The sequence below is a fragment of the Sphingomicrobium aquimarinum genome (assembly GCF_039655735.1).
Lineage (GTDB): Bacteria > Pseudomonadota > Alphaproteobacteria > Sphingomonadales > Sphingomonadaceae > Sphingomicrobium > Sphingomicrobium aquimarinum.
On the sequence record NZ_JBBYXH010000002.1, the window covers coordinates 608,088 to 631,563 of the forward strand.

Here is a 23,476-nt window from a genome sequence, read left to right on the forward strand (position 1 = left end):
TCGCAGGGCGACGCAAACATCCGCCTAAAGGTCAAGGTTAATTCGAGGGTAACCCTCTGCTTATTGGTCCAATTCGGAGATGAACTCGTCCACTGCCGAATTGAAGGATTCGGGACGTTCGAGATTGGAAAGGTGGCCAGCGCCCTCGATGTCGATGCGCCGTGCGTGATCGAGCCGTTCCGCAAGGTCGTCCGACAAGGCGGGAGGTGTCACGCGGTCCTCGCTTCCGCACAGGACGAGCGCCGGATGTTTGATGTCGGCGGCAGCCGTGCGCATGTCCGCGAGCCACACGGCGCGCGCGCCCAGCCGGTAGGCTTCGGGACGGATGGCGGACATGGTCCGCACGGCATCCGCGCGCAGCCCTTGCGGAGGGTGCGAACCCAGCAGGCGACCGATCCGCGCGTCGGCCATGGCAGCCATCCCCATCTCGCCGCAGGCAGCGACCGAGCCGTCGTGGATGGCGCGTCCGTCGGGGTGAAGAGCGAAACTGTTGGCGATGACGAGGCTAGCGACCCGGTCCGGAGCGGCGGCGGCTATCGCCAGTGCGATCACACCGCCGAGCGACAAGCCGCAAAGGTGCGCCCGTTCGATCTCGAGTGTGTCGAGAAGCGCAATCATCGCGTCGGCATAATCGTCCCTGGTCGCTGCAACGGTAAACGCGCTGTCGCCATAGCCCGGATAGTCCGCAGCGATGGCCGCGCGGGTGCGCGAAAAATGCGCGATCTGGGGCGCCCAGGCGCTTTTGTCCGAACCGACGCCGTGCAGGAACAGGATCGGCAGCCGTTCCGATGCCCGCTGCCCGAGCCCGTCGGCGAGGACGCCGATCTTCCCAAGGCGCGTCTCGACCGCCCCCTCCATCCCGCTTCACTCCGTCTGCATTTTCCCCGGTAACGCGCGCTACCTACGCAAAAGGCAGCAGGATTTGCAACGCTGGCCTTTGGCCCTAAAGCTTTGACGATCATGTCCCGGCTGACTGTCAATGGCGAGCCGCTCGCCTTCGATCTCGATCCGCAGACGCCGCTGCTGTTCGCGCTTCGTGATGCCGCCAACATCACGGGTCCCAAACATGGCTGCGACGACAAGGGATGCCACGCCTGCACGGTGCTCGTGGATGGGCAGGCGGTGCGCTCGTGCGACCTGCCGCTTGCCCGAGCCGAGGGCGCGCAGGTCGCGACGGTCGAAGGCCTCCCGCCCGACCACCCGCTTTTCGCCGCATGGATCGAGGCACAGCCATCGATGTGCGGCATGTGCGATCCGGGCTTTTTGTGTGCGCTGGTGGGCATGCTCCAGGTCAATGCCGCGCCGAGCGAGGAGGACCTTGCCGCCATCCCCAATCGCTGCGCGTGCGGTGCGGGGCCCCGCATTCGAGACGCCGCCCGCCTGGCTGCCCGCGCCATCCAGCGCGACGAGGATCCTTCTGAACCCGAAACGACGGGCGGGTTCAGCTTAGGGTCAGATCAAAACGCGCAGGAATAACGCATTGTATTGAGTAACCCCCGGTAGGAGAGCGTTCATGCGTACCGCCCTTTCCCTCGTGCTCGCGATGGCGCTCGCCGCGCCCGCCGCCGCCGAGGCCGTCACCATTGCCGACACCGCCCCGCCGCCAACCGCGAAGGACAGGATCGACCGCGCGAAGGCGAAGTCGAGTTCCGGCAAGCGGCAGGAACGTCGCGCCGAGCGTCGTTCCGAACCGCGCCAGAGCCGCGCGAGCGTTGCGCCGGCACGCGAACGCGTCGAGCGCTCGCAGGCTCCGGCTCCTGTTCGTGTCGATCGCGGCAACCGCGGCGATGCGCGCGTCGAGCGGGCGCGCCGGATCGAACAGCGGACGGATCGCAACCTCGATCGCGCCCGCGCCGCGGAGCGGCGTGCCGACCGGATGCGGGGCGAAGGAAGCCGGGCCGACATTCGCACCGATCGTCGGCTCGAGGACGCCCGTGCCGCCGAGCGGCGCGCGGACCGTCGCCTGCAGCGCGCGGAAAACATTCAGGATCGCACCCGCTCCAGCGAGCGCGACACCCGCACCGAACGTGCCCGCCGCGCCATCGAGAACGGACGCGTCGTCGCGAGCACCGACCGTGACCGCTATCGCGACCGCAACGGCCATTACCGCCAGTGGGATCGCCACAACTGGCGCGGCGATCGTCGCTACAACTGGCGCAACTATCGCAACCACAATCGGTCGCTGTTCCGCCTTGGCTTCTATTACGACCCGTTCGGGTGGAACTACCGTCGTCACGGCGTCGGGCATTTCATGCGCTCGGCCTTCTATCACGACCGCTACTGGATCAACGATCCCTGGCAGTATCGTCTTCCCGAAGTCTGGGGTCCCTATCGCTGGGTCCGCTATTATGACGACGCGCTGCTGGTCGACATCTACTCGGGCGAAGTGGTGGACGTGCTCTACGATTTCTTCTGGTAGATCATGCTCTATCTCGAATGCGTCACGAAGGGCGTCGGCTGCGGTCGGCGCCCTTTTTCATTGGAACGCGAGGCGCTGTTCATTCCTTGATAGAGCTGAAAGCAAAGGAGAAATTCTATGGCAGACGTCAATTCAAACAAGAACCAGGCCTATACGGGCGGTCCGTCGGTGCAGTCGACGGGTGAGATCGGGCAGACCAACCAGCCCGACAGCCAGAAGGGCCCCGCCGCCAATGCGGTCGGCGACAAGGATTATGTCGAGAAGAAGGGTGCGCCTGACGTGAACCAGTCGGGCGGCAAGCAGCCCACCGACCCGGTGCAGTCGATGGAACCTGTCGGCAGCGACGAAGAGGAATAGTCCTCGGTCGGATCACACAGGAAAGGGCCTGCCGTTGCGCGGGCCCTTTTCTTATGCCGCTAGCGCGTCGGCGATCAGCGCACGGGTTTCCTGAACGCCGTAGAGCGCGATGAAACTGCCCATGCGCGGACCCTGCTCGGAGCCGAGGAGGGTCTCGTAGAGAGCCTTGAACCAGTCGCGCAGGCTTTCGAACGCGTGCCGCTTGCCGACTTCGAACACGATATTCTGCAAATCTTCCGCCGCTGCATCCGTGGGCGCCTTGGCCAGTTCGGCCTCGAGGTCGCGCAGGGCTTCGATCTCGACCCCCTCGGGCGCGCGGCGCTGGAGCCCGGGCACGACGAACTCCTGCGCATAATTCACCGCCAGCCCGATCATTTCGTCGAGTCGCGGGTTGGCTTGCGGTGACGTGTCGGGCGCGTAGCGCTGGACGAACTTCCACGCGAGCGCCTTGTCCTGCACGCCGGGCAGGCTGACGAGGTTGAGCAGCAGCCCGTAGGTGATCGGCGGCACATCGGCCGGCACGTCGCCGAAATGGACGTGGTGCACCGGGTTGCCGAGCTTTTTGTCGAGCGGCTGATCGGGATAATTGCCGACGAACTGCCAATATTCGTCCACCGCGCGCGGCACGAGGCCCAAGTGGAGATTCTTGGCCTTCTTGGGCTCGCGGTAGATGTAGAAGGACAGGCTTTCGCGCGTGCCGTAGGTCAGCCAGTCCTCGATCGACAGACCGTTGCCTTTCGACTTGGAGATCTTCTCGCCGTTGGCGTCGAGGAACATCTCGTAGATCATGCCCTCGGGTTTGCGCCCACCCAGAACCTTGGCGATCCGTCCCGACTGCACCCCGCTGTCGGTAAGGTCCTTGCCGTACATTTCGTAATCGACCCCGAGCGCGACCCAGCGCATCGCCCAGTCGACCTTCCACTGGCACTTGGCCTGTCCGCCCAGCGCCGACTGTTCGACACGGCTGCCGTCCTCGTCGGTGAAGGCGATGGTGCCCGCTTCGGCGTCGACCACCTCGACCGGCACCTGCAGCACGCGGCCCGTCGAGGGACTAACCGGAAGCAGCGGAGAATAGGTCGCGCGGCGCTCTTCGCGCAGCGTCGGCAACATGATGTCGAGAATGTCCTGATCGTGCCGCAGCACCGCGCGGAGCGCCTCGTCGAACGCGCCGCTTTCATATTTGTCCGATGCCGAGGCGAATTCATAGTCGAACCCGAAGCGGTCGAGAAAGTCGCGGAGCATCGCATTGTTATGCGCGGCGAAACTGCCGTGCTCGCTGCCGAACGGGTCGGGAATGCGGCTGAGAGGCCGCCCGAGGTGCTCCGTCAGCATCTCGCCATTCGGCACGTTGTCGGGCACCTTGCGCAGCCCGTCCATGTCGTCCGAGAAGGCGATCAGCCGCGTGCGGCCGTCCTCGGGCGCATAACCCATCAGTTCCTCGTAGGCGCGGCGGACCATCGTCGTGCGCAGCACTTCGTTGAAGGTGCCGATGTGGGGGAGCCCCGAGGGGCCGTAGCCCGTTTCGAACACGACCGGCCCGTCCTTGCCGTCCGGGAACCGTTTCGCGAGCCTTTTGGCCTCCTCATACGGCCAGGCCTTGGAGATGCGGGCGGCAGCGGAGAGCTCGGAGCGTTCGATCATGGGACAGCCGCTAGAGGGAAAACCGCCGCGCTTCAACCATTTGGGAACCGTAACGGCATCGGCGCGTAAATTCGCTCATACCAATGGGAGATTTTCCATGAACAGCAGTGCCGTCTATTTCCTCGGGTTCCTCATCCTCATCGGCGGGCTCGCCTATGCGGCCATCGTCGCCGGTGTCCCCAGTCTCTACGTCGGGATCGGCGCCGTCATCCTGCTCGGCATCGGGCTGATGAGCACGGTCACCAATACCAAGAGCCGCGAACCGGCGGCGGGCGAAGGCGAAGTAAAGCGTACGACTACGACCGTTACCGAACGCGACTAGTCGAGCGGCTCGAGTGGACTGGCGTCGCTCGGATCGTCCAGCGGCGCCAGCATCCGCTTACCCTCAGCATCGACGGTGAATTCCCGGCCGAAGGCGCGCCACTGGAGTGTGCCGTCGGCGATGGGGGTGAGATGGAACGTCCAGTAGGACGGTTGGCGGGGAAAGCGCAGTTGGACGCCAGCCGCCGTTTCGCGGATGTGCATCGCGCCGAAGTCGCGGTGCATGTAGGATCCGATCCAGGCGCGGTGAGCGGGCGTCGGCGCGATCTCCGGTCGTCGGGCCGGTGGCGGCGCTACCGGGCCGTCGCCGACGATCGAGCGCAGCGTCGAACCCAGGGACAGCATCGGATAGCTGAAGAGATTGCCCGCAAAGGCGATCGATGTCCGCCGTCCGGGCCAGACAATCGCCTGGGCGCCATAGCCGGGTAGCGTCCCCTGAACCGAGAGGTAGGACCCGCTCGCGTCCTCGCGCGCATCGATCGATCCCAGAGGGTCGTCCGGATCGAACAGCTCGGGATAGGCATCGCTTGCCAGCACATCCACCCAGCGAGCGAGATCGCCGACCGTCCCCACGAGACCGGTCGCTCCCGGCATGGGCGGCGACAGCGGCGCGTCGGCGAGAAGAAGCGGTGCAGGGCCAGGCGTGTAGGCCTTCGCGCCGCCGGGTAATGCGTGTGCCTCTAGCGCCGAAAGCCGCGCCATCGTCATGCCGGCAGGATCGATGACGAGGCGTTGTGCCGTATCCTCGAACGGGGCACCGCTGGCCGCAGCGATCACCTCGGCCATCAACTGATAGCCGATATTCGAGTAATTTTCTTCGCCAACCGCGCCGAGGCGGGCGGGGTCGGCGGCGAGCCAGGCGGCGACGTTGGGAACGGCCGCGTCCTCGTCCGGAAGGTCACGCGGCAGGCCGGCGCGATGGTGCAGCACGTCTTCGATCGTGAAGGACGTTTGCGCCAGTTCGGGAAGCCACTGCCCGACGGGGTCCTCGAGCGACAGGCTCCCGCGCCGGGCCAGCGCGACGATGGTGGCGGCGGTGATGCCCTTGGTTACGGACGCCATGCTGTAGAGCGTGGTCGTTTCGTGCGGGCGCCCGGTCGCGACGTCGGCGAGGCCGAAGCGGACGATGCGCACCGCGCCCTCGTGCTCGATGCGAACGATTCCGGACAGATCGCGACTCGATGCCACGCCGTCGAACGCTTCGTGGAGCCGCCCGACCAGCCGCTCGACTTCCGTGTCTTCATCGGACGCCAGAGGCATGGACGAGGTCGGCCGGGACGGAGCGGGGACGGCGCAGCCGGCGAGGAGCGCGATCAGGGAGAGCGGGATAAGGGTTCGCATGGATCAAGGCGTATTATGTGAATAACACACTGTCAATCCAGGCGTCAGATGTTTACTTTTCGTTCCGCCCTTGTCAGCGTGGCGCGCATGTCGATATCGCTCGCACTGCCGGCGCTGCACGCCACGCATTCGGGGATCTGGCGATGGGATGTGGACGGTCAGGTGCGCGGGATCGGGCGGGGCGAGGCGATCGCGCGCGCGGGCGAGACGCCGCATCTCATCGTCAACGCGCCGCTGATTGGTGAACGGCTCGGCGCAAGTGAGCTGTCGGGTCTCGACCTGCTCGAGCTGTTCGCCTTCGTCCATCCCGCGCGCTTCGTGGTCCCCACGATGGGCGGGCTGTCACGCGCGCTCCAACTCCCTACGCCGCCCGACGACGAAGCCGCCACCGCGCAATTGTCGAGGCTGGCCGCGCGGCTGCTCGAGACGATGGAATCGCCCGATTGGGCCGAGCGCGAGGGTGCTTGGACGGTCAATCGGGCGCTGCATCGTCACGGCTGGCCGTGGAGCCCGCTCGTCGCCCAACGGCTGACGACCCCCGGCGAGATGGAGCGCAGCCTCTTCACGCGGCTCCCCGAATGGGACGAAGAGGCAAGGGCCACCCCGCCGCGGACGGTGCGCGTGGACGAGGTCGAAAGCCTCAACCGCCTTTCCTCGCTGCTGGGCACTGGCGCGGAAGGCCGCGAGGGACAGCGCAGGATGGCGGCCGATGTCGCGCCCGTCTTCGACCCCCGAAAGCGCGAGGGGCAGCCCAACCTGCTGCTCGCCAATGCGGGAACCGGGATCGGCAAGACGCTCGCCTACCTCGCGCCCTCCAGCGTGTGGGCGGAAAAGTCCGGCGGAACGGTGTGGGTGTCGACCTACACCAAGGCCTTGCAGCGCCAGCTCGACGCGGAAGGAGCGCGGATCGAGCCCGACGAAGTGCGTCGAAAGGAGCGGATCGTCGTTCGCAAGGGGCGCGAGAACTATTGCTGCCTCCTCAATCTCGAAGACGCGATGCAGGGCGGATTCCAGGGTCGCGCAGCGGTCCTCGCACAACTGGTCGCGCGCTGGGCGGCCTATACCAAGGATGGCGACATGGTGGGCGGCGACCTTCCCGGCTGGTTGCCCAATCTCTTTCGGCGCGCAGGCGCCACCGCACTCACCGACCGCCGCGGAGAGTGCGTCTACGCCGGCTGCGCGCATTATCGGAAATGCTTCATCGAGCGGGCCGAGCGGGCAGGGCGCACCGCCGACCTGGTCATCGCCAATCATGCGCTCGTGCTGATCAATGCGGCGCGCGGTCGTCCCGATGCGCCGACCAGAATCGTGTTCGACGAAGGACATCATTTGTTCGACGCCGCCGACAGCACCTTCTCGGCGGCGCTGACGGGGCGCGAGGCGATCGAGCTCCGGCGCTGGATCATCGGGCCCGAGGGCAAGCATCGCGGACGGCGGCGGGGGCTGTCCGCGCGGCTGATGGACGTCGCCAGTTACGACGAGGAAGGCGCGCGCGCGATCGAGCAGATCGTCGAGGCGGCGGGCGCATTGAACGCAAACGGATGGCCTGCGCGCGTCGCGGAGGGCGATCCCTGGGGGCCGTTTGAAAAGCTGTTCGTCGCGGTGCGGGCGATGACCTATGCACGCGCCGATGCACAGGCCGCTGGCTACGGGCTCGAAACCGCGCTGGTCGACCCCGATCCGGCAATGGTCGAGAGCGCGAGCGCGGCGCTCGAGGGGCTGGAAGCGCTCGGGAAACCCATGGCGGCATTGTCGCGTCGGCTGGAAGCGGTCCTCGAGGACGCCCCCGACTGGCTCGACGCACCGGCGCGTGCGCGCGTGGAGGGGGCGATCCACTCTCTCGGCTGGCGGCGCGAACAGGTGGCGAGCTGGATGGCGATGCTCGGGCGCGTCGGCGGGCCCGCGGACCCCGATTTCGTCGACTGGCTGGCGGTCGCGCGGGTCGAGGGGCGTGAATATGACGTCGGCATGCATCGCCACTGGCTCGATCCGACGCGTCCGCTGGCGAAGGCTGTCCTCGAGCCCGCGCATGGCGTGGTCGTCACCTCGGCGACGCTCAAGACGGGTGCCAGCGAATGGAGCGAGGCCGAGAATCGCACCGGCGCCGCCCATCTCGACGTGCCCGTCCGCCATTTCGAAGCGAAAAGCCCGTTCGACTATGCGAACCAGACGCAGGTGCTGGTCGTCACCGACATCGGGCGCGATAATATTCCCGCGCTGGCCGGGGCCTACGCGCGCCTGATCGAAGCCTCGCAAGGCGGAGCGCTGGGCCTGTTCACCGCCATCAAGCGGCTGCACGCCGTCCATGCGCGGATCGCCGACCGGCTGGCGCGCGCCGGACTTCCCTTGTTCGCGCAGCATGTCGATCCGATCGACACGGGCACGCTGGTCGACATGTTCCGCGACGATCCCCGGGCCAGCCTGCTCGGCACCGACGCGTTGCGCGACGGGGTGGACGTGCCGGGCGACTCGCTGCGGCTGGTTGTCATGGAGCGGATCCCGTGGCCGCGGCCCACGGTGCTTCATGCGGCAAGGCGGCTCGCGGGCGGCGGGACGGAATATGACGACAAGGTCGTGCGCGCCAAGCTCGCGCAGGCCTATGGACGTCTCGTCCGTCGCAAGGATGATGGCGGTTTCTTCGTGCTCCTGTCGGCGGCCAGCCCCTCGCGGCTGATGACGGCCTTTCCCGACGGCGTCGTCGTCGACCGCGTTCCGCTCGCCGAAGCGATCGCGCGGATCGAGGATCGCGCGGCGATGCGATTGACCGACACCGGGGTCGACACGCGCGAGACACGCGATGCCTGAACTCTTCCTGCTTCGTCATGCAAAGTCGGACTGGAGCGATCCGGGTCTTTCCGACATCGAGCGTCCGCTCAACGCACGCGGTCGCGGGGCCGCGCGGGCGATGGGGCGGTATCTCGCGGGTCGCGGCCGAATCGATGCGGTGTGGGGAAGTCCCGCAGAGCGCGTCGGCGAGACCATCGACGGGCTGCGCGCGGCCTTCGAGGATCTTCCGCATGCCCGCATCGTGGAACGTCTCTACGCGGCACGCGCCGAGACGTTGCTCGAGGTGCTGCACGAGGCAGACTGCAAGCGGCTTCTGCTGGTCGCGCACAATCCCGGCCTTCACGATCTGGCGATGCTTTTGACCCGAGATCGCGACAGCGAGGCGCGAAGGAGGCTTGCGAGCAAGTTTCCCACCGCGGCGCTGGCGGAAATTTCGTTCGACGGCGACTGGCAAGACCTCGATGCCGGAAGCGCTCGTGTCGCGGGCTTCACCCGTCCGCGCGACCTCTAGCGGTCGAGCGCGGCCGCAAGGCGGTTGCGAATGTTGCGCAGGCGATGGGCGTCGATACCGGTCACGAGCGTTTCGTCACCCGACCGCAGCGCCTTCTGCGCACCTTTCATCGTATAGCCCTCGCGGTTGAGGAGTCGGTCGATGGTGCGCGCCGTTTCGACGTCGTCGGGGCGATAGTAGCGGCGGTTGCCAGCGCGCTTGAGCGGCGAGAGTTCCGGAAATTTGGTTTCCCAGTAGCGCAGGATATGCTGCGCGACTCCGATCTCGTCGGACAGTTCGCCGATGGTGCGGAAAGCGTTGGGATCCTTGGGCATCGTGCGGCGCCCGTACGCGGTTCTAGCCCGCGATCCGGTCGCGCATGATCTGGCTGGCGCGGAAGGTCATCACGCGGCGCGGCGCAATCGGCACTTCGACACCCGTCTTGGGGTTGCGACCGATCCGCTCACCCTTGTCGCGCAGGATGAAACTGCCGAAGCCCGAAATCTTGACGTTCTGTCCGTGAGAGAGCGATTCGCACATGTGGGCCAGGACCCGCTCGACGAGCGAGGCCGACTCGGCGCGGCTGAGCCCCAGCTTCAAGTGAACGACATCGGCAAGGTCCGCCCGCGTCATCGTCGTGGCGTCCTCGTTCGTTGCGATGTTCGCGCGTGCTATTCCAGCGTCTGCCATGAGTTCCTCGCCCCCCGTTCGAAAAGCCTGTGTAATAAATCCGACCTTAGGCCCGCCCCGAACCTCAGGTCAACGGGATCATCTTGCGCTTTTTTCCAGCAAGATCAATAGCGAAGCGCGGCCGCGCCCCAGGTGAACCCGCCGCCCATCGCCTCGAGAAGCACCAGATCGCCGCGCTGGATACGGCCGTCGCGCACCGCGAGGTCGAGCGCCAGCGGCACCGAGGCGGCAGACGTGTTGGCGTGCCGGTCGACGGTCACGACCATCTTCTCTGCAGGAAGACCGAGCTTGCGGGCGGTGGCCTCTAGGATACGGGCATTGGCCTGGTGCGGCACGATCCAGTCGATGTCGCCCGACTCGAGTTTCGCTGCCTCGAGCGTCTCCGTGAGGACGTTGGCGAGATTGACCACTGCGTGCCGGAAGACCTCGCGGCCGCGCATGCGAAGGTGCCCGACCGTTTGCGTGGTCGAGGGGCCGCCGTCGACGTAGAGCATGTCATGATGCTCTCCTGCCGCGTGGAGGCGCGAGGCGATAATGCCGCTGTCGGTGCCTTCCTCCGCTTCGAGGACGATCGCGCCCGCGCCGTCGCCGAACAGGACGCAGGTGCCGCGGTCCTCCCAGTCGAGGATGCGACTGAAGGTTTCCGCACCGATGACGAGCGCGCGCTTCATCGGGCCGGCCTTCAGCATCGCGTCGGCGACGCTGACGGCATAGAGGAAGCCCGTGCACACCGCCGCGACGTCGAACGCGACGCAGTCGGCGATCTCGAGGTTGGCGGCCACGCGGGTCGCGCTGGCGGGAAAGGTCTCGTCAGGCGTTGCGGTGGCGAGCACGATGAGGTCGATGTCGTCGGCGACCAACCCGGCCGCTTCGAGCGCCTTGCGCGCGGCGTCGGTGGCAAGGCTCGAGGTCGTCTCGCCTTCGCCCGCGATGTAACGCTGGCGGATGCCGGTCCGCTCGACGATCCATTCGTCGGTCGTGTCGACTGTCTCGGACAGTTCGGCATTGCTGACGCATCGTGCGGGAAGCGCGCTCCCCGTTCCCCTGACAACCGAGCGAATCGTCATTTGGCCTCACTCAATTCATCGAGCGTGCGCGAGCGAAACGTGTCGAGGTCGGTGCGGATCTTGGCCGTGATGTCGTTGCGGACCATCGAGCCCGCGACCGTGATCGCGTTGGCGACACCCTTGGCGCTCGCGCTACCGTGCGACTTCACGACGATGCCGTTGAGGCCAAGGAAGACGGCGCCATTATGATTGTTGGGATCGAGATGGACCTTCAGCAGCCGCATCGCTGGGCGCGAGATGAGAAAGCCCATCCGGCTGCGGATGCTCGACTTGAAGGCCCCGCGCAGCAGGTCGGTGACGAAGCGCGCGGTGCCCTCCGCGGTCTTCAAGGCGATATTGCCCGAGAAGCCGTCGGTCACGACCACGTCGATCTCCCCGCGCGAAATCTTGTCGCCCTCGGTGAAGCCCGCGAAGTGGAAGGGGAGATAATCGGCTTCGTTGAGAAGCGCGGCGGCTTCCTTCAGTTCCTCGGTGCCCTTGAGCGCCTCGGTGCCGATGTTGAGGAGTTTCACGCAAGGGCGCTCGTTGCCCATGACGGTACGGGCATAGGCCGCGCCCATGACGGCGAACTGGACGAGGTTTTGCGCATCGCACTCGGTATTGGCACCGAGGTCGAGCATGACGAGATCGTCGTCTTTCAGGGTCGGCAACAGCGCGGACAGGGCAGGGCGGTCGATGCCCTCCATGGTCCGCAGCGCGAGCTTGGAAATCGCCATCAGCGCGCCGGTATTGCCGCCCGAGACGGCGGCGTGCGCATCGCCTGCCTTCACGGCGTTGACCGCCTCGCCCATGCTCGTGCCCTTCGAGGCACGGATCGCCTGGCTCGGCTTGGTCTCGGCCTCGATGACCTTGTCGCAATGATGCACGTCGGTGACGCGGGCGAGATTCTCGTAGCGCTTCAGCTCGGCGCTGATTCGCTCCTCATCGCCGTAAAGCGTGAACCGGAGGTCCGGGTCGCGCCGACGCGCGATCGCCGCGCCTTCGACGGTGACCGACGGACCGATATCGCCGCCCATGGCGTCGATCGCGATCCGTGGGTTTTTTGCCATGCCGGGCGCGGACCTTTTGGGTCTTAGTCTTCGGGCGCGATGATTTCGCGGCCGTTATAGTGGCCGCAGGCGTCGCACATGTTGTGCGGGCGCTTGAGTTCGCCGCAGTTCGGGCATTCCTGGAAGGCGCTCGGCGTCAGCGAGTGATGGCTGCGGCGCATGCCCTTCTTGGACGGCGTGGTTTTTCTCTTCGGGACGGCCATGACGGCACCTTCTCAACTGGTTGGCTCAAAAAAAATGAGCGACCATCCGCGTCCTGATGCAAAGTGCAGGCGCCGGGACGGCCGCTAGGCTGCGCGTCCTATAGCGCAATCTCGGCGCGATGCAAGCGCACTAGCTTCGCGCCGCCATCGCCGCGTCGGAGACGTGCGGATTGTGTTGCCGCTCGAAGCCGAATGTGCTCATCGGGCCGTGACCGGGAACGAAATTCGTCTCGTCGCCCAGAGGCCAGAGCTTGGTCGTGATGGCGTCGAGCAGGTCCTGATGGTTGCCGCGCGGAAAGTCCGTTCGCCCGATCGAACCCTTGAACAGCACGTCGCCGACAAGTGCGAGTTTGGAATCGGCGTTGTAGAAAACGACGTGGCCCGGGGTGTGTCCGGGGCAATGATGGACGCTGAAGGTTAATTCACCCACCGTCACTTCGTCGCCGTCCTCGAGCCAGCGGTCGCTCTCGAAGCTCGCCCCCGGCACGCCATATTTCGCGCCATCTTCGGGAAGCCGGTCGATCCAGAAACGGTCGGCCTCGTGGGGTCCCTCGATCGGCACGCCCAGTTCCGCCGCCAGCACGCCGGCCTGACCGCAATGGTCGATATGCCCGTGCGTGAGGATGATCTTCTCGAGATACACCCCTGTCTGCGTGATCGCGGCCTTCAGCTTGTGAAGATCGCCGCCCGGATCGCAGAGCGCCGCCTTGTTGGTCTTGGTGCACCAGAAGAGCGTGCAGTTTTGGGCGAGTGCGGTGACCGGAATGATCACCGCCTTCAGGGGCATTTTTATATCGTTTTTCATGGTCTTAGGCTGGTAAAAGGGTCGGGACATGACGAAAAAATCAATTCAGTATGCGCGCTGGAGCGACCCCTCGCAAGCCAAAGGGAACTCGAAGGCCCGACAGTTCGGTAAGATGCGCGAAGAGGCCGAAGCACAGGGTTACGTTTGCGTGCGAGAAGTTTTCGACGACGGCAGATCCGCCTATCACGGCGACCACCTCCTTAGAGGGAATCTGGGCGAACTGCTCTCGGAGATCGAGTGTGGCTCTTTCATTGGGTGGGTTCTTCAGGTCGAAAATATCGACCGTCTGACGAGACAAGGCTACGATGCCGCATTCGATCTGATCCGCCGGATCACTCGTGCGGGCATGGCGATACACACCTGCGATGGCGACCACTTCAACGCGAACGAGTCAGTTGCTCTGACCGACGTGATCACCCTCGCGGTAAAGGCCGACCTCGCGCGTAAAGAGGCTGAGAAGCGCAGCGAGCGCGCGAAGGCCTCATGGAAGATTCGACGCGAAAAGGCAAAGAGCGGTGAGGCGCTGCCCGGGGCTGGCCCCGCATGGATCCGCCGCGTCGGTAAGAATAACGAAGTCATTCAGGAGTATGCCCGACAAGCATCACGAATTTGGGAAATCGCCGACGAAACTGGTCACGGCGCGCACACCATCACGCGGCTTCTCAATAAGGAAGGCGTAAAGATGTTCGACACGGGAAAACCTTGGTACCAATCGCGCGTCGACCTCATACTGTCGGGAATGGAAGTCATCGGATATCACCAGTCTCGGCGTAAAGTGGCGGGGAAATGGGTCGACGATGGCGAGCCGATCAAGGTTTATCCGGCGATCATTCCACACGATCTTTTTAGACGGGTGAGGGGTGCGTCAGCGGCGCGTCTTGCGACCCACGGTGGCGGAAAGAGCAAACGCATTTCCAATCTGCTCTCCGGCAATCTCTGCAAGTGCGCGGAATGCGGTCACTCGATGCGATTAGCAGGTTCCGGGAACGGCTATCTAATGTGCAGCGCTCGTGACCGCGGTATATGCCGCAATTCGGTCGCGTTTCCTTATGCTATGCTGGAAAAGACCGTGCTCGACGAATTTCTACATTTCGCAGTGGAGGATGGCTCCTTCACAAACAAGAGCGAGGCAGCCCGAATGAATGAGCTCATCGCGCGTCGTGAAACGGAACATGCCGTCGCAGTCGGAAAGGCTGAGGGACTTTTGTCGCTGGCTGCTCAAGGGTCGAAGATGGCCGTCACGATGGCACTTGAGGCGGAGAAAAACGCCAACGCTATTGCCGAGGAACTGAAAGCACTCACAGGTCAAAAGGAGGTCGCGGCCGGCCGCGAAAATGCGGCGGAACAGATTTCTCGGCTGGCAAGCGTTCGAGAGAAGCTCTCCGTTGACGTCGACCTACGTCGAAAGGTCCAACAGTCCCTCAATATGCTCATCGACACTGTTCGCTTCGACACGCGAAAGACGGCCAGCATCCTATTTGCCGATGGCCGGCTGGAGTTCACTCTCGACCTTAGCGGGGACGTCGCAAAACGCAGGGGCATTGTCACGCTCAACGGCGGACTAGTTCCCTCCCCCGGCGACCCCTCAACGGAAGCTATCGTGCGCGGGATGAGAGAATACCTCAAGAAGCATCGTGGAAGAGATGGCGTATTCTTAGAACGCCCAGAGCCAGCAGCGGCTTGATCCAGTGTGAGCTTCACCACCCCATCCACACGAAAGACTAGACGACGCGAACTGAGGTGTGGAAATTGGGCGCCTTAATTTGAGAGGGCGTCGTGGCAAAACTGGAGCAAAAAGATCTCGAGCACCATCTTTGGGGCGCGGCCGACATCCTCCGCGGCACGGTCGATGCCGCCGACTACAAGCAATACATCTTCGGCCTTCTATTCTACAAACGGCTCTGCGACGTGTGGCAGGAGGAATACGAGGCACTGCTGGAAGAGACCGGTGACAAGGCCGAAGCCGCCGACCCAGACGAACACCGCTTTCACGTTCCCGCAGAGCATCGCTGGGATGCCGTGCGACAGCAATCGACGCAGATCGGCCAGCGGCTCAACAATGCGCTGGCGGCCATCGAAGATGCCAACCTGCGGTTGCGTGGCGTGTTCGGCGATGTGGACTTCGCCAATCAGGACCGCTTTTCCGATGCGTTGCTGGAAAGGCTGCTCACCCATTTCGAGAAGCACCACCTGCGCAATGCCGAAGTGCCAGCCGACATGCTGGGCGATGCCTATCTCTACCTCATAAAGATGTTCGCAGAAGGCGCGGGCAAGAAGGGCGGCGAGTTCTACACACCCCGGCAGATCGTTCGCCTGATGGTCGAAATCGTCGAACCGCGCCCCGGCATGTCGATCTATGATCCCACCTGCGGTTCTGGGGGTATGTTGCTGGAGGCGGTGCAGTATCTGAAGGACCGGGGTGAGGATGCGCGCACCCTGTCGCTCTATGGGCAGGAGAAGAACTTCGCCACGTGGGGCATCGCCGAGATCAACCTGTTCCTGCACAACGTCGATGATGCCTTCATCGCCAAGGGCGACACGATCCTCTCGCCCAAGCGGTATGACCCCAAGGCCCGAGAGTTCGTGGAGGGCATCGGGGCCTATGACCGGGTGCTGGCCAACCCGCCTTTCTCGGAAAAGGTGTGGGGCTACGATGTCTGGCAGAACGGCGATCCGTTCGGGCGCGATAGCTATGGCTGCCCGCCCAAGGGATACGGCGATTTGGCGTTCGTCCAGCATATGCTTGCCAGCCTGAAGGATGACGGGATGCTGGCGGTGGTGGTGCCGCACGGCGTCCTGTTCCGTGGCGGGGCCGAGGGGCGGATCAGGGAGGCCATGCTGGCTGCAGACGTGATCGAGGCGGTGGTGGGCCTTGCGCCCAATCTGTTCTACGGCGCGGGCATCCCTGCCGCCTTGCTGGTGTGCCGGAAGAACAAGCCTGCCGAGTGGCGCGGCAAGGTGCTGATCGTCAACGGCGATGCAACCTTCCAGCCGGGCAAGGCGCAGAACTTCCTGACCGACGATCATGTCCGCACGCTGGCCGAGACAGTCCACGCCTTCACCGATATCGAGAAACTGGCCCGCGTTGTTCCGGTCGAGGAGATCGCCGCCAATGGCAACAACCTCAATATCAGCCGCTATGTCCAGACCGGCGCGGATGCCGAGGCGGTCGATGTCGCGGCGGAGGTCGCCAAGCTGCAAGACCTCATTGCCAAGAGGAACGAGGCGGAAGCCGTGATGTTCAGTCACCTCCAGAGGCTTGGCTATGTCCAATGATTTGCCAGTTGGCTGGCGCGAAGCCCAAATTGGTGATGTTGCCCGAATTGTAACTGGTAAGACGCCCAGCACCAAGGAGCCGCGTTATTGGGGTGGTGACATCCCATTCGTGACACCCTCGGACATTACAGACAGCCCGTGGCTTCGTCATGTCGAGCGGCACGTGTCTAATGATGGTATGAAATACTCGTCTTTGGTTCCGGCGGGATCGGTCCTTTTCGCCTGTATCGGGTCCATCGGTAAGTCTTGCATTACACACGAGGTCTCGACCTTTAATCAGCAGATCAATGCGTGCGTCCCTTCAGAGCAAGTCGATGCGTATTTTCTCTACAACGCGCTACAGGTGCGTGTAGGGGACATACTTGATCTGGCGGGGACGACTGCTGTCCCCATAATCAATAAGACGACGTTCTCGAAGGTTTCTATTAGCCTCCCACCCCTCGACGAGCAGCGGCGGATCGTCGAGGTGCTGCGGTCGGTGGATGAGGCGATTGCGGCAAATGAGGCAGTCGCCGTTCAGTCGGGTCGTGCCTTCCGGGCTGCGCTGGCTCAACTGATCGGCAATGCTCCCGCAAACTGGGAGACGGTGAAACTTGCGCAAATCGCCGACCTAACTTTGGGCAAAATGCTCGATAAGGAAAAGAACAAGGGAGAGTTGAGGCCCTACCTTGCGAATATCAACGTAAGGTGGGGCGCATTTGATATGGCCGACCTTCGCCATATGCGGTTTGAAGAACGCGAGCTAGAGCGATACGGCCTCCGCTGCGGGGATATTGTAATGTGTGAAGGTGGTGAGCCGGGGAGGTGTGCCCTTTGGATTGATGAAAGTTCAGATATGATGATCCAGAAGGCATTGCATCGTATCCGTCCGCAGGAAGGTGTTGACAGTTATTATCTCTACTATGCACTCGTGAACGGCGTTCGTTCTGGCGCATATGATGAGTACATGACCGGAAGCGGCATCCAGCATTTACCCGGCAATCAACTTGCAAAGGTTGAAGTTTCGCTACCACCATTCAGGGAGCAGCAACGGATCGCCGAGGCACTGCGGGTGTTCGAACAAGCCGCTATGGCTAGGCTGAACGCATTAAAACAAGCGCTCCAGATTAAGTCGACCCTCATGTCCGACCTCCTCTCCGGTCGCGTGCTGGTGCCTGAATGAGCGAATACCGCCTAGCCGAGAAACCCGCGCTCGACGCGCTGGCGGCACTGGGCTGGCAAATACTGTCCCCGGCGCAGGCGCTGGCGATGCGCGAGGAGGAAAACCGCGTCATCCTCAAGCCCGTGCTGATCGACGCGCTGCGGACCCTCAACGGCATCGGCGCGGAAGATGCCGACGCGATCTACAACGATCTTGCCACCCTGTCCGACAACGAGGAATGGCAGCGCAAGCTGCGCGGCGGCTATTCGCGCCGCCTGTCCGGCGAGAAGCGCGATAGCCCTATCGCACTGATCGACTTCAAAGACCCCAGCCGCAACGCCTTCCACGTCACCAACCAGTTCAAGGTGCAGGCGCAACGCTCGCGCATCCCGGACATCGTTCTGTTCGTGAACGGCATCCCGCTGGTGGTGATCGAGGCCAAGTCTCCGATGAAGGGCACCGCCACTGGCACCGAAGCGCACGAACAAATCCGCCAGTATGAGCGGGACATCCCCCGGCTGTTCTACCCCAACGCCTTCAATATCCTCACTGACGGGATGAGGACCGAATACGGGGCCACAGGCTCTCCAGCGCAGTTCTATGGACCGTGGCCCGACGCATGGCCGCGCAGCCGCGACGACTTCCCCGATGCGGTTTCCAAGGACCTGTGGTGCCTGTGCGAGCCGTCCCGCCTGCTAGACCTGCTGGCGCATTTCATCGTGTTCGAGGTGGACCCGGAGCGGGGAAGCAAGATCAAGAAAATCTGCCGTTACCAGCAGTTCCGTGCGGTCAACAAGGCTGTGCAACGGGTTGCAGCGGGAGAGCACCGCAAGGGGCTGATCTGGCATACGCAGGGCAGCGGCAAGAGCCTGACGATGGTGTTCCTTGCCCTGAAGTTGAAAACCCACCTGACGTTGGATGCGCCGACGCTCGCCAATCCCAACATCCTCGTGCTGACCGACCGCATCGACCTTGACGATCAGATCAGCCGCACCTTCGTCGCCTGCGGCCTGCCCAACCCGACGCAGTGCGGATCAGTGGCGGCGCTGCGCGAGGCGGTGAACCGGGGCGGCAACGGGCAAATCCTGCTGTCCACCATCTTCAAGTTCGCCGGATCGAAAGACCCCATACCGAACTCCGCAAATTGGATCGTCCTAGTGGACGAGTGCCACCGCACGCAGGAAAAGGATTTAGGTTCGTTCCTGCAAGCGACCCTGCCCGACGCCCATTTCTACGGCTTCACCGGCACGCCGATCAAATCGACCGACAAGGATACCTACGCCCGGTTCAGCATCGCCGGAGAAGGCTACCTCGATAAATACGGGATCGACGATGCCGTGCGCGACGGCGCGACCGTCCCGATCCTTTACGAAGGCCGCAAGACCGATTGGGCAATCAATGAAGCCGAGATCGACATCCTGTTCGACCGCTGGTTCGTAGACCTGCCGGATGACAAGCGCGAGGAACTGAAGCGCAAAGGGCTGACCCTCGCCACCATCGCCAAGCACCCGGAGCGTGTGCGCCTGATCGCGCTCGACATCTGGGAACACTTCAAGGCCGTATGCCAGCCGGACGGCTACAAGGCGCAGATCGTGGCCGTGGATCGGGAGGCGGTGATCCTCTACCGCGCCGCGCTGTCCAACGTGATCGCCGCCGATCTGGAACGCGGCGGGATAGATGCCGATGAAGCACAGGTAAAGGCCGACGCCATGATCGCCTGCGTCTATTCCAAGAGCCAAGAGGACAACAAGCCAAGTGAGAACCCGGACGTTGCCGCGCTGCGCGCCGGGCTGGAGGCGTTCTATCTCGACGACGAGGCCGAGAAGGACGTGAAGAAGCGGTTCAAGGCGCGGGGGCAGGAACCCAGCTTCCTGATCGTGTGCGACAAGCTGCTGACCGGGTTCGATGCCCCCATCGAACACGTAATGTATCTCGACAAGCCGCTGAAGGAGCACAACCTGCTCCAAGCCATCGCCCGGACCAACCGCACCCACGCCTTCACCGATGACGATGGCGGCACCATCGAGAAGCCCAATGGCCGGATCGTCGATTACATCGGCGTCACCAACCATCTCGATGAGGCGCTGAAATCCTACCGCTCCGAGGATGTCGAGCACGCCATGCGCGACATCGACATCCTGCGGAACGGCCTCAAGGAAGCGCACGCCCGCTACCGTTCGCAGAAGCGGGCGATGAAGCTAGACGGGCTGGACGAAAAAGCAGCCGCCTATGCTGCCGCCAAGTTGGTGGCAGACGGGCAGGAGGATGACTGGTTCGAGTTCCAGCGCCTGACCCGCACTTTCATCAAGGTCTATGCGGACCTGTCACCCGATCCGGCGATTCTGGAGTTTACCGCCGAGGTGAAATGGGCAGCGGCGTTCCTGCGCTTGGCGACGCAAGCTATTAGCAAGGACGAAAGCCTCGACCATCGCAGCTACTCGGGCAAGATCAGGGACATGCTGGAGCAGCACGTGCACGCCACGGGTCTTTCCACTACGATCCGCCTACGCAACATCACCGATCCGAACTTCGCCGACGACTTCGACACAGGCGAGAAGAGCGAGGCAGAACTTCAGGAAGCCTTCGTGCGCAAGTCCGCCGAACTTCGCCGCGTGACCCGCGAACTGGTGGACAAGAACCCGGCGCAATTTGGCCGTTTCTCTGAGCGGGTCCTGGAAATCATCCGCCGCTTCGAGGAAGGCCAGCTCGCCGCCGCTGATGGCCTGCGCGACTTCGAGGGGCTGACCGGCGACATACAGACCGAACAGGGCGCACATGCCGAGCTTGGTATGGACGAGCACGCCTTCTCGATCCTCCGCATTATCGAAGCCATCGTGCCTGATGTGGGCCATTCGATCTTGCAGGACGCTGCCATCGCCATTGGGGCGGTCTACGCCGACGCCGCCCGCACACAACCCGCGTTCACCCACATGGACGATTACCTGCGCAGGCTTCGCCGTGATGTCCGCCGCATCCTGACCGAGCATGGCATCGGAGAGACCCAAACCATCCGCGAGAAGGTCGAGGACTTCGCCATCCACACTTATGGGGATGGCCACTAATGCCCACGCTCCAGATAGGCCGGACAGAAATACCCTACGAGCTTCGCCGGAGCGCCACGGCGTCCGAGCGTCGCATCACGGTGACGCCCGGCCATGTCGAGGTGCTGGCGCTCACCAATGATGACGAAGAGGCCGTGGCAGGCTTTCTCGACCGCAAGCGCCAATGGCTGTTCAACACCGTGCGCGAAATGGAGAGGATCACCGCCAACCGCCACGCCGTGCCCCAGTTCATGACTGGATCAAAAATACCGTACCGCGGGCGTAAAATGCCTCTCACCGTTCGCCGCACCAATAACGAGCGGGCGAAAGTAGATTACCGCAACGGCTTCGTTGTCGATTTGCCGCGCTGGGCTGGGCCAAATGCCGACCCGCTTGTAGCCAGCGAGCTTAAGCATTGGCTCAAGTGTCGCGCACGCCGCGACGTAAAGGAAATGGTCACCGCGTATAGCAAACGCTTTGGTCTGACTCCGCGGTCCATTCGGGTGGCTGATTTCGTCAACGGCTGGGGGTCATGCGGACGAGAAGGGAACGTGCTTATAAACTGGCAGCTGATTTTCGCCCCGAAAAGAGTGCTGGAATATGTGGTCGCGCACGAATTGGCACACCTCCGCCATCGAAACCATGACGCCGCATTTTGGCGACACCTTTCTCAGATTCATCCCACGTTTGAAGAATCTAAGGCGTGGCTAAAGAAGAACGAAGGCGAGCTCTCTGCTGGATTTCTGGAAGGAGAGCATTTCTGATGCAAATGGATTTGCGTAGATGCTCACTCCTTGACGGGTTTGCCGGTCGACGGCCGATTGGACGTCACCCCCTCCATTTATAGGGCGTCGGCCTAAGTCATCATGATGACGTCCTCGACGTCGGCTAGAGGAGCTTTTAGGCGAGCGCCAGCGCCCGATAAACGCTGGCCCTACTGATCTTGAGGTCCTTGGCGATTTGCGTCGCGCCCATCCCCATGGCTCTGAGGCGAATGACGTGGTGCGGATCAATGGACGGTTTACGGCCGCGATACTTCCCGGCCAGTTTGGCTTTAGCGATCCCTTCTCTTTGACGTTCGAGTCGGATATCATTCTCAAACGCCGCGACAGCCCCGAGGATTGCCAGCATCAGGCGTCCCGTCGAACTGTCGGTATCGACGCCTGACTGATTCAAGCAGCGGAAGCCCACCTTCTTTTCGTTTAGTGTTTCGATGATGCGGTGAAGGTCCACGACGCTTCTTGCCAGTCTGTCGAGCCTAGTCACTACCAAGGTGTCACCTTCCCGAACGTAGTCGATGGCATGGGCCAGTTCGGCGCGATCTTCGGCCGAGCGCCCTGACATGCTTTCAGAGAAAACCTTCTCGCATCCTCCACGGGCCAAGGCCTCATTCTGAATTTCGAGCGACTGTCCTGTTGAACTTACCCGTGCATAGCCAACCAGCATCGACCATCCTGTCTCGTTAGAACCTAGGCCCATACTCTCACAACTCTCAGATCTGTCGATTAATTTTATTGAGACAGCCCTCGCGTCTCGTCACCGCTGTCTCGTCAGAGTGTACTCAATTGACGGCGGGCCAGCACGCTTCGCACTCTGGGGAACTAAAATCGGCCAGTCGCCTGTAGGCAGGACTGACATGATTTACACGGCCAATGAATGGTGATCTAATTTAAAGGGGACAAAAATTTTCTTATGGGGAAGAGAAAATGCGCAGACTTACGATTTGGGTAGTCCTTGGGGTGTCCCTAGGTAGTTGCACTGGAGAGAAAACCACACCATCACCCAAAGATCGAGAACTTCGGTCTGCCTTACTTTCTGCAAAGCAATCCGAAGAACTTGCAGTGGCGGCCACAGAAAACTTTGACGTTCGAGAGTGCGTGTTTGGTATGCGGGGAAAGTTCGTAACCTCAATGCGCTTGTACGAAGACCACAAAGAATTGACTTCTAGACCCGCAAGGACTCTTTCCGAAGCGGAAGCAATAAGTGCGCAGGTGAAGGGACTATTCGAGTATTATAAAACCGATCTCTCGGTCTTTGGAGGTATGATAAAGCGGCATTGCCCTAAAGCGGTGGAATGGATCGAAGCATCCGCAGTTCAAAAATATGGTATTAATGACACGCGTTGCACTGACGCGATGCGAAAGTACTACACATTTTTGATTGACCCAGCTGGAAAAGGGGGCACGGCTAAGTCGCGCAATCAGTCCATGCATTCAGTTTGCCATCCCAAACTTCTTGGCATCGAGCCGTCTGTGTCAGCGTCGGAGAAGGGCGGTACGCTCGAAAACAAGGAAGCCGTGAATGGGAGCGCGACCCAGAACACTATCGACGTTGCGGATCTACGAGATTTCGAAATTCATCGAGCAGGCGACGGGACCTGCTTTGCGGTTGCGGTCCAGACCCGCGAAGAAACCATCCATTATTCACTGCCCGTCAGCAAATTCGGAGTCGTGATGCGGCTGGAAAATGCCGGTTCGGTGCACAAGGATCCGACAGTGCACCTGAGAACATACTGGCCTGCAGGAGATTATGATAATCAGTTGCACGGATCAGTCTTTAAATCCGCTAAGGGTAAGAGCTGGGGTTCATTGATCGAAGCCACCGAAGGTCAGGACCACGATACGCTTGATGTTCGGTTAAGCGCGGAGGAGTATGTTGAGAGTGACCTGCGCGGGACGCTGAGTTGGGAAATGGTTGGCGGCGAAGAAATCCACCTTATGCGTTCACCCGGTGCTTTGAACGCAATTCTTCGATGTGAAGGAAAGTCGGCGGTCATCGATTATGATCGAGGCGACGGTTCGAATGAAAGCGGCTACACTCAGGCTGACTGATCGAGATAAGTATTGTC

22 protein-coding genes are annotated in these 23,476 nt (G+C 62.6%); 12 read left to right on the top strand and 10 right to left on the bottom strand.

Features of this window, described 5'->3' with window-relative positions; genetic code table 11:
- Positions 1 to 60 precede the first annotated feature (60 nt).
- Positions 61 to 858 (bottom strand): alpha/beta fold hydrolase, encoded by a 798-nt coding sequence (locus WJS89_RS09115; RefSeq protein ID WP_346340625.1) that lies wholly within the window; start codon positions 856 to 858, stop codon positions 61 to 63.
- A gap of 102 nt (positions 859 to 960) precedes the next feature.
- Here WJS89_RS09115 and WJS89_RS09120 point away from each other — a divergent pair, with 102 nt between their 5' ends.
- From WJS89_RS09120 to WJS89_RS09130, 3 genes are all read left to right on the top strand, one after another.
- Positions 961 to 1,476 (top strand): (2Fe-2S)-binding protein, encoded by a 516-nt coding sequence (locus WJS89_RS09120; RefSeq protein WP_346340626.1) that lies wholly within the window; start codon positions 961 to 963, stop codon positions 1,474 to 1,476.
- Between the two features lie 37 nt (positions 1,477 to 1,513).
- Entirely contained in the window at positions 1,514 to 2,419 is a 906-nt protein-coding gene (locus tag WJS89_RS09125; RefSeq protein WP_346340627.1) for an RcnB family protein, read from the top strand.
- Between the two features lie 117 nt (positions 2,420 to 2,536).
- The gene (locus WJS89_RS09130; protein ID WP_346340628.1) at positions 2,537 to 2,776 is read left to right on the top strand and encodes a hypothetical protein; all 240 of its coding nucleotides are present in this window, start codon (positions 2,537 to 2,539) and stop codon (positions 2,774 to 2,776) included.
- Positions 2,777 to 2,827: 51 nt separating this feature from the next.
- Here the strand turns inward: WJS89_RS09130 and WJS89_RS09135 are convergent, their stop codons facing one another.
- A complete protein-coding gene (locus WJS89_RS09135) occupies positions 2,828 to 4,417 on the bottom strand; it encodes a lysine--tRNA ligase (protein WP_346340629.1) in 1,590 nt (529 codons plus the stop codon).
- Positions 4,418 to 4,514: 97 nt separating this feature from the next.
- On the opposite strand from WJS89_RS09135, the gene WJS89_RS09140 reads away from it, so the two are divergent.
- Positions 4,515 to 4,739, top strand: a complete 225-nt coding sequence (locus WJS89_RS09140; RefSeq protein ID WP_346340630.1) for a hypothetical protein — start codon at positions 4,515 to 4,517, stop codon at positions 4,737 to 4,739.
- Here the strand turns inward: WJS89_RS09140 and WJS89_RS09145 are convergent.
- Positions 4,736 to 6,079 carry a serine hydrolase domain-containing protein gene (locus WJS89_RS09145; protein ID WP_346340631.1) on the bottom strand — a complete coding sequence of 448 codons (1,344 nt, stop codon included), beginning with the start codon at positions 6,077 to 6,079 and terminating at the stop codon, positions 4,736 to 4,738. The genes WJS89_RS09140 and WJS89_RS09145 overlap by 4 nt on opposite strands.
- 87 nt (positions 6,080 to 6,166) lie before the next feature.
- On the opposite strand from WJS89_RS09145, the gene WJS89_RS09150 reads away from it, so the two are divergent.
- The gene (locus WJS89_RS09150) at positions 6,167 to 8,884 is read left to right on the top strand and encodes an ATP-dependent DNA helicase (protein ID WP_346340632.1); all 2,718 of its coding nucleotides are present in this window, start codon (positions 6,167 to 6,169) and stop codon (positions 8,882 to 8,884) included.
- Positions 8,877 to 9,377 carry a SixA phosphatase family protein gene (locus WJS89_RS09155; protein ID WP_346340633.1) on the top strand — a complete coding sequence of 167 codons (501 nt, stop codon included), beginning with the start codon at positions 8,877 to 8,879 and terminating at the stop codon, positions 9,375 to 9,377. Before WJS89_RS09150 ends, WJS89_RS09155 begins: the two co-directional genes overlap by 8 nt.
- Here the strand turns inward: WJS89_RS09155 and WJS89_RS09160 are convergent.
- From WJS89_RS09160 to WJS89_RS09185, 6 genes are all read right to left on the bottom strand, one after another.
- Complete coding sequence (locus WJS89_RS09160) at positions 9,374 to 9,691, bottom strand: MerR family transcriptional regulator (RefSeq protein WP_346340634.1); 318 nt, start codon at positions 9,689 to 9,691, stop codon at positions 9,374 to 9,376. The genes WJS89_RS09155 and WJS89_RS09160 overlap by 4 nt on opposite strands.
- Positions 9,692 to 9,713: 22 nt before the next feature.
- A complete protein-coding gene (locus WJS89_RS09165) occupies positions 9,714 to 10,046 on the bottom strand; it encodes an integration host factor subunit alpha (protein WP_346340635.1) in 333 nt (110 codons plus the stop codon).
- A gap of 104 nt (positions 10,047 to 10,150) precedes the next feature.
- Positions 10,151 to 11,113 (bottom strand): beta-ketoacyl-ACP synthase III, encoded by a 963-nt coding sequence (locus tag WJS89_RS09170; protein ID WP_346340636.1) that lies wholly within the window; start codon positions 11,111 to 11,113, stop codon positions 10,151 to 10,153.
- Positions 11,110 to 12,162 (bottom strand): phosphate acyltransferase PlsX, encoded by a 1,053-nt coding sequence (gene plsX / locus WJS89_RS09175; RefSeq protein ID WP_346340637.1) that lies wholly within the window; start codon positions 12,160 to 12,162, stop codon positions 11,110 to 11,112. The genes WJS89_RS09170 and plsX overlap by 4 nt, the downstream gene beginning before the upstream one ends.
- 23 nt (positions 12,163 to 12,185) lie before the next feature.
- Positions 12,186 to 12,365: a 50S ribosomal protein L32 gene (gene rpmF, locus WJS89_RS09180; protein ID WP_346340638.1), complete on the bottom strand. Its 180-nt coding sequence runs from the start codon at positions 12,363 to 12,365 to the stop codon at positions 12,186 to 12,188.
- 130 nt (positions 12,366 to 12,495) lie between these two features.
- Positions 12,496 to 13,152, bottom strand: coding sequence for an MBL fold metallo-hydrolase (locus WJS89_RS09185; protein ID WP_346340639.1), 657 nt, complete (start codon positions 13,150 to 13,152; stop codon positions 12,496 to 12,498).
- 46 nt (positions 13,153 to 13,198) lie between these two features.
- Here WJS89_RS09185 and WJS89_RS09190 point away from each other — a divergent pair, with 46 nt between their 5' ends.
- The 5 genes from WJS89_RS09190 to WJS89_RS09210 all read left to right on the top strand — a co-directional run bounded on the left by WJS89_RS09190 (position 13,199) and on the right by WJS89_RS09210 (position 21,392).
- Positions 13,199 to 14,854, top strand: a complete 1,656-nt coding sequence (locus tag WJS89_RS09190; RefSeq protein ID WP_346340640.1) for a recombinase family protein — start codon at positions 13,199 to 13,201, stop codon at positions 14,852 to 14,854.
- Positions 14,855 to 14,946: 92 nt separating this feature from the next.
- Positions 14,947 to 16,446 (top strand): type I restriction-modification system subunit M, encoded by a 1,500-nt coding sequence (locus WJS89_RS09195; protein ID WP_346340641.1) that lies wholly within the window; start codon positions 14,947 to 14,949, stop codon positions 16,444 to 16,446.
- On the top strand, positions 16,436 to 17,608 hold the full coding sequence (locus WJS89_RS09200) for a restriction endonuclease subunit S (RefSeq protein WP_346340642.1): 1,173 nt from the start codon (positions 16,436 to 16,438) through the stop codon (positions 17,606 to 17,608). Before WJS89_RS09195 ends, WJS89_RS09200 begins: the two co-directional genes overlap by 11 nt.
- Positions 17,605 to 20,649 carry a type I restriction endonuclease subunit R gene (locus WJS89_RS09205; protein ID WP_346340643.1) on the top strand — a complete coding sequence of 1,015 codons (3,045 nt, stop codon included), beginning with the start codon at positions 17,605 to 17,607 and terminating at the stop codon, positions 20,647 to 20,649. The genes WJS89_RS09200 and WJS89_RS09205 overlap by 4 nt, the downstream gene beginning before the upstream one ends.
- Positions 20,649 to 21,392, top strand: a complete 744-nt coding sequence (locus WJS89_RS09210) for a M48 family metallopeptidase (protein ID WP_346340644.1) — start codon at positions 20,649 to 20,651, stop codon at positions 21,390 to 21,392. Before WJS89_RS09205 ends, WJS89_RS09210 begins: the two co-directional genes overlap by 1 nt.
- Before the next feature lie 136 nt (positions 21,393 to 21,528).
- Here WJS89_RS09210 and WJS89_RS09215 read toward each other — a convergent pair whose 3' ends face one another.
- Positions 21,529 to 22,074 carry a recombinase family protein gene (locus WJS89_RS09215; protein ID WP_346340645.1) on the bottom strand — a complete coding sequence of 182 codons (546 nt, stop codon included), beginning with the start codon at positions 22,072 to 22,074 and terminating at the stop codon, positions 21,529 to 21,531.
- 260 nt (positions 22,075 to 22,334) lie between these two features.
- Between WJS89_RS09215 and WJS89_RS09220 the strand changes: the two genes are divergently transcribed.
- Positions 22,335 to 23,459: a hypothetical protein gene (locus tag WJS89_RS09220; protein WP_346340646.1), complete on the top strand. Its 1,125-nt coding sequence runs from the start codon at positions 22,335 to 22,337 to the stop codon at positions 23,457 to 23,459.
- Positions 23,460 to 23,476 lie beyond the last annotated feature (17 nt).